The organism is Aeromonas allosaccharophila (genome assembly GCF_000819685.1).
GTDB lineage: Bacteria > Pseudomonadota > Gammaproteobacteria > Enterobacterales > Aeromonadaceae > Aeromonas > Aeromonas allosaccharophila.
Genome location: NZ_CDBR01000017.1, coordinates 128,474 through 136,698, shown reverse-complemented (window position 1 = coordinate 136,698; position 8,225 = coordinate 128,474). Strand labels below are relative to the sequence as shown.

The 8,225-nt window shown below is 52.3% G+C and carries 6 protein-coding genes and 1 pseudogene; 5 read left to right on the top strand and 2 right to left on the bottom strand.

Going from position 1 to position 8,225, the window contains the following annotated elements:
• The 5 genes from BN1115_RS22515 to BN1115_RS03670 all read left to right on the top strand — a co-directional run.
• The coding region (locus BN1115_RS22515) for a hypothetical protein (protein WP_167335544.1) at nt 1-552 on the top strand (552 nt) is incomplete at its 5' end.
• An 88-nt stretch (nt 553-640) separates the two neighbouring features.
• The gene (locus BN1115_RS03685; protein ID WP_042656104.1) at nt 641-1,804 is read left to right on the top strand and encodes a site-specific integrase; all 1,164 of its coding nucleotides are present in this window, start codon (nt 641-643) and stop codon (nt 1,802-1,804) included.
• Between the two features lie 138 nt (nt 1,805-1,942).
• The gene (locus BN1115_RS03680) at nt 1,943-2,137 is read left to right on the top strand and encodes a hypothetical protein (RefSeq protein ID WP_042656103.1); all 195 of its coding nucleotides are present in this window, start codon (nt 1,943-1,945) and stop codon (nt 2,135-2,137) included.
• A 16-nt stretch (nt 2,138-2,153) separates the two neighbouring features.
• Entirely contained in the window at nt 2,154-2,606 is a 453-nt protein-coding gene (locus BN1115_RS03675; RefSeq protein WP_042063392.1) for a hypothetical protein, read from the top strand.
• A gap of 68 nt (nt 2,607-2,674) precedes the next feature.
• A complete protein-coding gene (locus BN1115_RS03670) occupies nt 2,675-5,545 on the top strand; it encodes a DNA polymerase type-B family protein (protein WP_050070484.1) in 2,871 nt (956 codons plus the stop codon).
• A 107-nt stretch (nt 5,546-5,652) separates the two neighbouring features.
• Here BN1115_RS03670 and BN1115_RS22950 read toward each other — a convergent pair whose 3' ends face one another.
• Nucleotides 5,653-6,999: a helicase-related protein gene (locus BN1115_RS22950; protein WP_425247474.1), complete on the bottom strand. Its 1,347-nt coding sequence runs from the start codon at nt 6,997-6,999 to the stop codon at nt 5,653-5,655.
• Nucleotides 7,000-7,452: 453 nt separating this feature from the next.
• Nucleotides 7,453-8,052: pseudogene (locus BN1115_RS22945) on the bottom strand (DEAD/DEAH box helicase); the annotation flags it as partial.
• Between the last annotated feature and the right edge of the window lie 173 nt (nt 8,053-8,225).

Sequence of the window (8,225 nt, the reverse complement as noted above, 5' to 3'; positions counted from 1 at the left end):
TTATTCGCACCTTCCCTAGCTAAGATAGATGTAAACACTTCCACTGCCTACGTAATTGATAGAGCAGGGTTTATAGGAACGGTTTTTAGCATCGCAGCTTTCCAGGTTCTGACAGAAACCGACAAAGAACTGAAAGACCACAGGTCTTGGATTAAATCCCCTGATGCATATGCAATTTTAAACATGAAGAACGCGCGATTCCAAGGAACAACAACAACCAACAGCTCCGTTCGAACCATCATGAGAAACCTACACATCAAGTTAGTCATATATTATTTAGAAAGAAATTGGGTTCACGTCTCCGCACTATACAGTACACCAGAGAAACCCTTTGCATACACTATAGAAAACCTATTGCTTGTTTTGATAAGTATTTGTGATGATGTTTTTATTTGTGATGGTGCCGCGCCAATAGACCTCTCTTCTAGACCGAAACTCGACGAGCTTGAAACCCGGCATGAAATTAGAGTGATGCGGCGTATGCTTAATACGATTATCGGAAAAGATGGACCACTGCTGCCTGAGCCGACAAGTAATGAGAATGCTATTTAACAAAAATGGCATTTCCTGAATGCATGTGATGTCAATGATGTAACCATCCTCTATGGCCTAGCATCCTCCTTTTTCTGAAGGAGGATCTATGTCCATTACTACTCTGAAACTGACAAAACGAGCACTTGAGACCTTACCACCGCCAGCCAATGGCAAGCAGCAGGTATATCGTGATGCTGACGTAAGGCAGCTATACGTGTACCGGTACGCTCTATCTACGTCTTTCGTCTTCGACACAACTCATCGTTACAAACGGGTCTTCGAGACCATTGGCACCTATCCGCAGCTCTCCATACAAGAGGCCAGGGATGAGGTGCATGCGAGGCTCCATAAACTTGCCCGCAATACGTATCCCTTGGGACAAAACAAAACCCTCCAAGAGATCTTTGAAACCGCCTACCTCGACGATATGCAGCTGCATAAGCGCAATACGCAGTCAGAGCTGTCCAAGGTCAGAAAACACATCCTGCCGGAGTTTGGAAGCCGTCGTCTAAAAACACTGGATCGCCAAACCGTTTTGGCCTTCCAAAGGCGACTTGCTGAACACCTCAAGCCCGCCACTGTGAACAAGATCTTGTCTGCCCTGTCGAGGATGCTGACCTTGGCCGTGGAGCACGGATACCTCTCTGTCTCACCGATGAATGGGTTACGGCAACTCAAGGAAAATAATGAACGCAAGCGGATCCTGAGCCTTGATGAACGCTCACGTTTTATCGATGCATGTTATGCCCAAAACTCGGAAGCAAGTCGGTCGTTATTACTGTCTCTCTACACAGGGATGCGAATTGGGGAGGTGTGCTCCATAGAACAAGCCCACTTGTACCTCGATGAGGCTTACCTGATCCTGCCTACGACCAAGAATGGATTACCTCACCAAGTGGCCCTGACGTCTCATGCCATCAGACTCATCGAAACACAGCAACTACTGGTCAACAAACAGAGGTTCCTTTTCCCCTCCTCCCAATCCTCTTCAGGGTACATGAGCTACCCACGGCATGCCTTTCAGCGGATTTGTGCTGCAGCAGGGATCAGTGACCTTTGCATTCATGATCTCCGCCGAACTTTTGCCACGGAACTGATGCTACAGACGGGTGACATTGCCATGGTTGCACAGGCCCTGAACCACTCATCACTACAGATGGCGATGCGATATCAGCAACGCACCACGACCCACTTACTCCCTCATATCAATGCCGCTCAACAGCAATGGCTCTCTGAAGACATACCACTGCCCACAGCGTGTTGCAGTTGAGTTGCGCGGAACACCATTAAGACCCATTCGAAACCAAAACACGCAAAATTCCGCAATGCATGTGTTGTCAATGCTTCGGGGGTTCAACTTCTGAATACTGCAATCCAGTCGAACGAACAGCACAAACGAGAGGAAGCAATGGACGAAGACAAAATGATCACTCGAAGCGAGTTGGCCCAGCGGTGGCGAGTCAGCAAGAGCTGGGTGGACAAGCAGATGGTCATCGCCCCTGAGACGTTACCCCCGTTTGTAACCATCGGTCGGCAGACCCGCTTCCCCATCCAGGAAGTCATCCGCTGGGAAAATGAACGACTTTCTCGGCTTACTAACTGATAAGAAGGTAAACATTATGGCAATGCAAAGCACTACCCAAGCTCAAACCAACAAAACTTCTTCGTTCGTGCGTTGTGGCACCAACTTGTTAAAACTCAGCGCCCTCACACGGAGCCTGATACTGCCGTCACAGGGTGACGATGGCACCTATTACCTCAGTCTCTGGCAACGTAATAACCCACAGCAGGCGGTGGCTGTTATGAAGTTCGATACGGAAGAAGAGGCGCTGACGGAGATGACCCAATTGTGTAAACAAGTTCAGCGCCAAACCAAAAGCAACCTGCTCGTGCTCGCCAACGGCTTCGTCGACATTGAATGGGTTGATCGTGTTGTTTCCATCGATAAGAACGAGGCGTTGCTCATCGGCCTGTTCAATGAATCTCCGCAGGTACAACCCCATTGGCTTGTGTTCAAGACCGAAGAAGAACGCAGCGCTTGCTTAGACACCATCACAGCCCGGCTGATCTAAGACATCCAGCCAAGCAACTGTAACAGAAGGGCCAGAGGGCCCTTTTTCAATTTCTAAGGCCAGACAAAATGAACAACTCGGCTATCCCCCTCGGTCTGTACGACATGGATTATGACCACGTCATGCGTGAAGGCAAAGTAATCACCAAGCCTGCCGATACCAGCACGCCCTCATCTACTGATGAGGCAATCGACCCGTTTGCTACGGCGACATCGCCGTTGGAGGCTGCTCTCGCTTCTATCTGGGAGCCCCCCTTACTCAACAACGGCAAACTGGTTAGCGCAGACGGGTCCTCGATTGCTGACGACATGCAAATCCCCAGCTACCTGTTGTCAGCACAGGAGAATTCTACCAACAAGGCGCTGCGGTTACGCACCCAGCATTATCTCAAGCCTGGAGAGACAGTGGTTCCCGCAAAAGGGGCTAGGCTCCATATAGGTATAGACAGCGAATACGTTTACAACCCCGCGACAAAGCGTAACGACATTCTCTCCTACCAGTTCTTTGCTATGACAGAGAAAGGAGAACATTCAGATATCATTTACCCCGCATCCAATCGGATATCTGATCGCCTGTGTTTCGATAAATTCCTCGGCCACATCGTAGTGGTATGTAAGGAAAAAGGGTTACTCACGGAGTGGCCGAAACATGTCTTTGTGTATGCCCATTTCCTGCGAGCGGACCTTGCCTCGTTTGGTGACTTCTGGCAGTTCAAAACCCAGCTTAATGGCATTCGCCAAACAGTGGCGTCAGTAAACAATGCCTACGGCATCGATCTTGAGAACGTCTTGCACCGTCAAGCTAAACCCGCCCCGCTGATTTTGCGAGACAAGCAGCGTAAAGCACAACAAACCTTGATCACCTTCGTCGACACTATGCTGCACACCCCAGGTTGTGCTGGCCTAGCAGCCGTTGGTGAACTCATTGGCTTACCAAAATTGTCTCTCCCTGCGGGTCACTCCATTGATCGCATGGATGAGCTACTCGCCGGCAACAAGGCAGCCTTTGAAGCTTATGCCCTGCGCGATGCCGAAATTGCGGTCAAATATGGCCTACGACTCCATGAATTCGCTAAGACACTGGGGCTTTCATCCCTGCCAAAGACGATTGGCGGCTGTGCCACATCGGTGTTCCTGAAACATCTGCGCGAAACGGGCCAAGACCGGGATCAGCTATTTGGAACCCATGAGGTGGTGCAAACTGGATGGAACAAGAATACATCCAGACCTGTGACCAAGACGATTCGGGAGATGACCCCTGCTGCAAAGCTATTCGAGAGTCTTGCCATCGATTGCTACCACGGTGGACGGAATGAATGCTTTTGGGGTGGCCCGACCCCACTATCGCTCTTCAACGATTTTGACCTCAGCGGAGCCTATACCACAGGGCTCGTTGACCTTTTACCCCTTGATTATGAGCGAGGGCGAATGACCACGAACACAGCCGACTTCTGTGGTCATGTCTTTGGTCTTGCTCGCGTTAAATTAAGATTTCCAGACGGGACTCGTTATCCCAGTCTACCGGTGCGTACTGAAATTGGCCTGCTGTTTCCCCTCACTGGTGAATCTTTCTGTACCGCACCAGAGATCGAGGTCGCACTCCGCATGGGTTGCCAAATTGAGATACATCAAGGTTTTATCATCCCTTGGGCAGATACGACACAGCGCCTGTTTGAGCCCTTTGTCTCGCAGGTTCGGGAAAAACGTCAATCGTATGCGAAGAAGTCATTCGAAGAGCTGCTTTGGAAAGAAATCGGTAACTCTCTCTATGGCAAGCTGGCGCAAGGTCTGAGGGGCAAGTCAGCCTTCGATACATCCAGTGGGTTGAGCAAGCCCATTGAGCGCTCCGCCATCACCAACGCATTCTTTGCCGCGCATACAACCGGTCTGATCCGTGCCGTACTCGGGGAAGTCTTGGCCTCCATCCCCGCTCACCGAACCGTGGTGAGCGTCACGACGGATGGCTTCCTCACCGATGCAACCTATGACGAACTTGTGCTGACGGGCCCGATATGCCGCCGCTTTCAGGAACTGGGCGAGCGACTGGATGGCCCTGGTTTTCGGATGCTGGAGCAAAAACATCAGGTTAAACAGGTCATCGCGATGAAGACTCGTGGTCAACTTACCCCCGAAGGCGTTGAGGGTCAGCCCCAGATCCTGGCCAAGGCTGGGGTTAAGCCCCCCTGCTCTAAGGAGCTGCATCAGGCGTACATGCTTGACCTGTATCTGAATCGAACCCCCGGCCAAAAAGTCGAGAGCGATCATTTAATCTCTACTGCTGAAATGTGGATCAATGAACACGATCTCGTCTCAGTGAGCAGGTCAAAGACCCTGAATCTTGAGTTCGACTTCAAGCGGCAACCCATGCTGCCATCAATGCAGAGCGTGCTAGGCACCGAACACATCTGCTTTGATACACGCCCCTGGCCGACGGTAGCAGCCGCTATGGAGCAACGGGTGGTATTCGATAACTGGCGGCGAACGAACTGCCTGAAGACCCTCAATGACTGGGAGAGCTGGGAGGATTACTTCGTCTGCAAGACGTCGATAAAAGGATTGCCAATGCGTGTGACGGATGAAGGTTCGCTTGGCATCCTAAAGCGGGTTTTCCTGCGTGCTTATACCCAGTCCGCTTTCGGTATGACGAAAACGATGGGGTACGATGAGCTGGCCGAATGGCTGACCATCAATGGCTGCCCAACCAGTGTTGATGACTGTAAGTCCGCCAAACGCGCCAAGCTGGTCGGGCAGTGTGTACCGGTGACGACACGCACCGTCCGCCTGGTGCGGGTGATCCTGCAAGAGTGTCCGGGGTTAGATCTGGGGGCGATGTTCAAGCCCGAGGACATACTTCAGCTCCAAGACAGACTGAACAGAGCCAAGGCAAGGATGGCGCAAATCACGCAGGATGCGCCGAGCCATGAAATGATAACTGATTGATTTATATATTAATATCTGGCTGGTGTAATAAAGCGATTGGGGAAACAACATAGTGGTTGCTTCCCCCTTCTCTTTACGTGGCACTGATAAGATGCACTACAGATTCCTTAAATCGTCCAGCCGGCGCTGGCCCATTGCAGGTTTTCCGGAATTATGTAGCGGTTACTGACATTGGCGAGCCGTTGATTGACGGCACTTTCAGCATCTGCAAACAGCGCCTTGCAGTGCTCTGACATCGGTTTTAGCTCGGCAGGTTGCGCTGGCTGCAGCAGCCACTGCCCAATGGCTTCGGTATTCAACTGCACGCCCCCCTCATTGACCTGAATGGTCACGAACTCCTGGCGCATACGTTTTCCCTGCAATCCTTGCCAGCGCAGCATGGCACCAAACAGCGCTCCTTCACCTAGCTCATCTCCCTGCACCACTGCAGCCAGGCCACCAAAGTCGTAGTCACGTGCCTTGTTGAGCAGGTACTGCATGAGTGGCGAGTTGAGATCGAGCATTTGGGTATCCGGCCGATGGGCCGCTAGCTCGCGATCCAGGGTGACATCCATACGCGGTGACGCCTTGGACGACATGCCTAGCTCGCGCATCACTAGCTCCGGCAAGCGGATACGCAGCAGCTTGCTCTTGTGGGTGCGTTCGACGACGTCTATACCTAGCTGATAACACATACCCAGCACGAAGCTGAGCAGGTGTTCTTGAGTGATTTCCAGCTCATCACGCAACTCGTTAGCATCACTTCTGGCCGCATACTCGAACAGTTCACGCTGCTTGGCGATTGCTGTATGCGCTTGGTGCAGGGCTTCATCAATGCGCTCGCGAGTGCGCTCGATCCCCTGCAGTGTGGCCGCCTGCAGGATATCCTCGACATCAATGAGCTCAGCCAGTTCCCCGAGGATCTCGTCTTTCAGGCCCTCGTTGAATTCATCTTTCTGTACCACAGCCATGTCATGAACCACAGAGTCGATGCGGTCGTACAACAGGTCGATGATCTGCTGATCCATGGTGTCAGGCTGGTGGATGTTGAAGACCACTACCTTTTTCTTCTGGCCGTAGCGATAGAGGCGACCGATCCGCTGAACTAGACGCATGGGGTTCCAGGGTAGATCGAAGTTAATCATGATATGGCATTGTCGCTGCAGGTTGATACCTTCGCCACCGGCCTCGGTGGAGATCAAGAACTGGCCTTGATCCTCAAATCGGGTAATGGCCTCTCGGCGCTCAGTATGCCCCATCGAGCCATTTATAAGCTCGACTTTGTCTGCGCCGAAATGACACCGCAAGGTCTCGCACAGGTAATCTTGTGTCGTGCGGTACTCGGTGAAGATCAACACCTTTTCTACGGGGTTGGCTGCAAGAATCTTGCGGATGACCTCATCGATGAAGAGCTGGAGTTTGCGGTCGTTATGCTTGAGCTGTTCAGCTTCCTCGATCAGATCATTTAGCAGCATAATTTCCCCGGCGAAGAACTCCTTGGCGTTTGTTGCCAGCTGCTCTTCCCATTCGCCGAAGTAGCGCTCGTCGACCGGCTCATCTGTTCCATGCTCGCCGTTGAGTTTCTTTTCCAAGCGAGCCAGGCGATTGCAGAGCGCGTTGAGGATTGCCGCCGAGCTGGATGCAGCCAGCTTGCGATAGACCGTCATCACGAAGCCGATAGCGTTACCTGTGCGCCCCATCTCCACACTAGCTGCGTAACCACGGCGTAAGTAATCCTGCAGGCCCTTATCAAAAGTCTGTGATTCCTCGCTAGCAGGCACTTTCATCGCGCGCGTGATCTTCCCTTGGAAGATGAAGTTACCCTCAGCATCGGTCACATCCGCTTTGTGGTTGCGGTAGACCATGTCATGGAGGATTTCCGGTTTGAGGTTGAGCATCAGCAGCTCGCGACGACGCTTGGGACGCAACAGTTCGAGCAAGGCGATGAACTTGTCCTGCATGCCCTGGTGAGGCGTGGCACTAAGCAGCAACATATGCTCAGTTTTTCCGCGCAGACTGGCTGCCAACGAGTAACGATCAGAACTGTCGAGCTTTTGCCCGTACTGGCGGCGACTGAGGCGATGCCCTTCATCGAAAATGATCAGGTCCCAATCCTCGGCCTGCAGCAGACTTGCCAAGTGATCTTCCTGCTTGAAGCGATCCATGGAGCCGATCACGTGGTCATGCATCTTCCACTGACGCGGCTCGTTGATGGAGAAGTCTTCTCCGTAGATCTCGAACTCATCCAGCTTGAACTTGTCGTAGAGCTCCTCCTGCCATTGTTTGGTCAGCCCAGCTGGAGTTATCAGCAGAACCCGCTTGATCTGTCGACGCTGATGCAAGGCATGCAAGAGCATGCCGGTTTCGATGGTTTTACCGAGCCCCACGTCATCGGCAATCAGCCAGTTGAAATTGCCTGAGGCCAAGATGTGGTGAACCAAGTTGATCTGGTGTGGTAAGGGCTCGATATCCAGATGCGAGAGCGCCCCTGTGTTCTCGTTCCAGGTCTCGATGGCATGCGCGAGCATGCGCAAGCGCATACGCTCTGCATCCAGTTCCTTGCCTGTGGCTGCTGTGATAAAGCGGTGCTTGGCGCCTTTCACTTGGCGCAGGTGCTGATAGGGCAACCAGTGCCGCTCTCCACTCTCCGGAAAATCGACCAGCACTTGCTGAGAGCCCGCCAGGATACGCTGCTGCATGA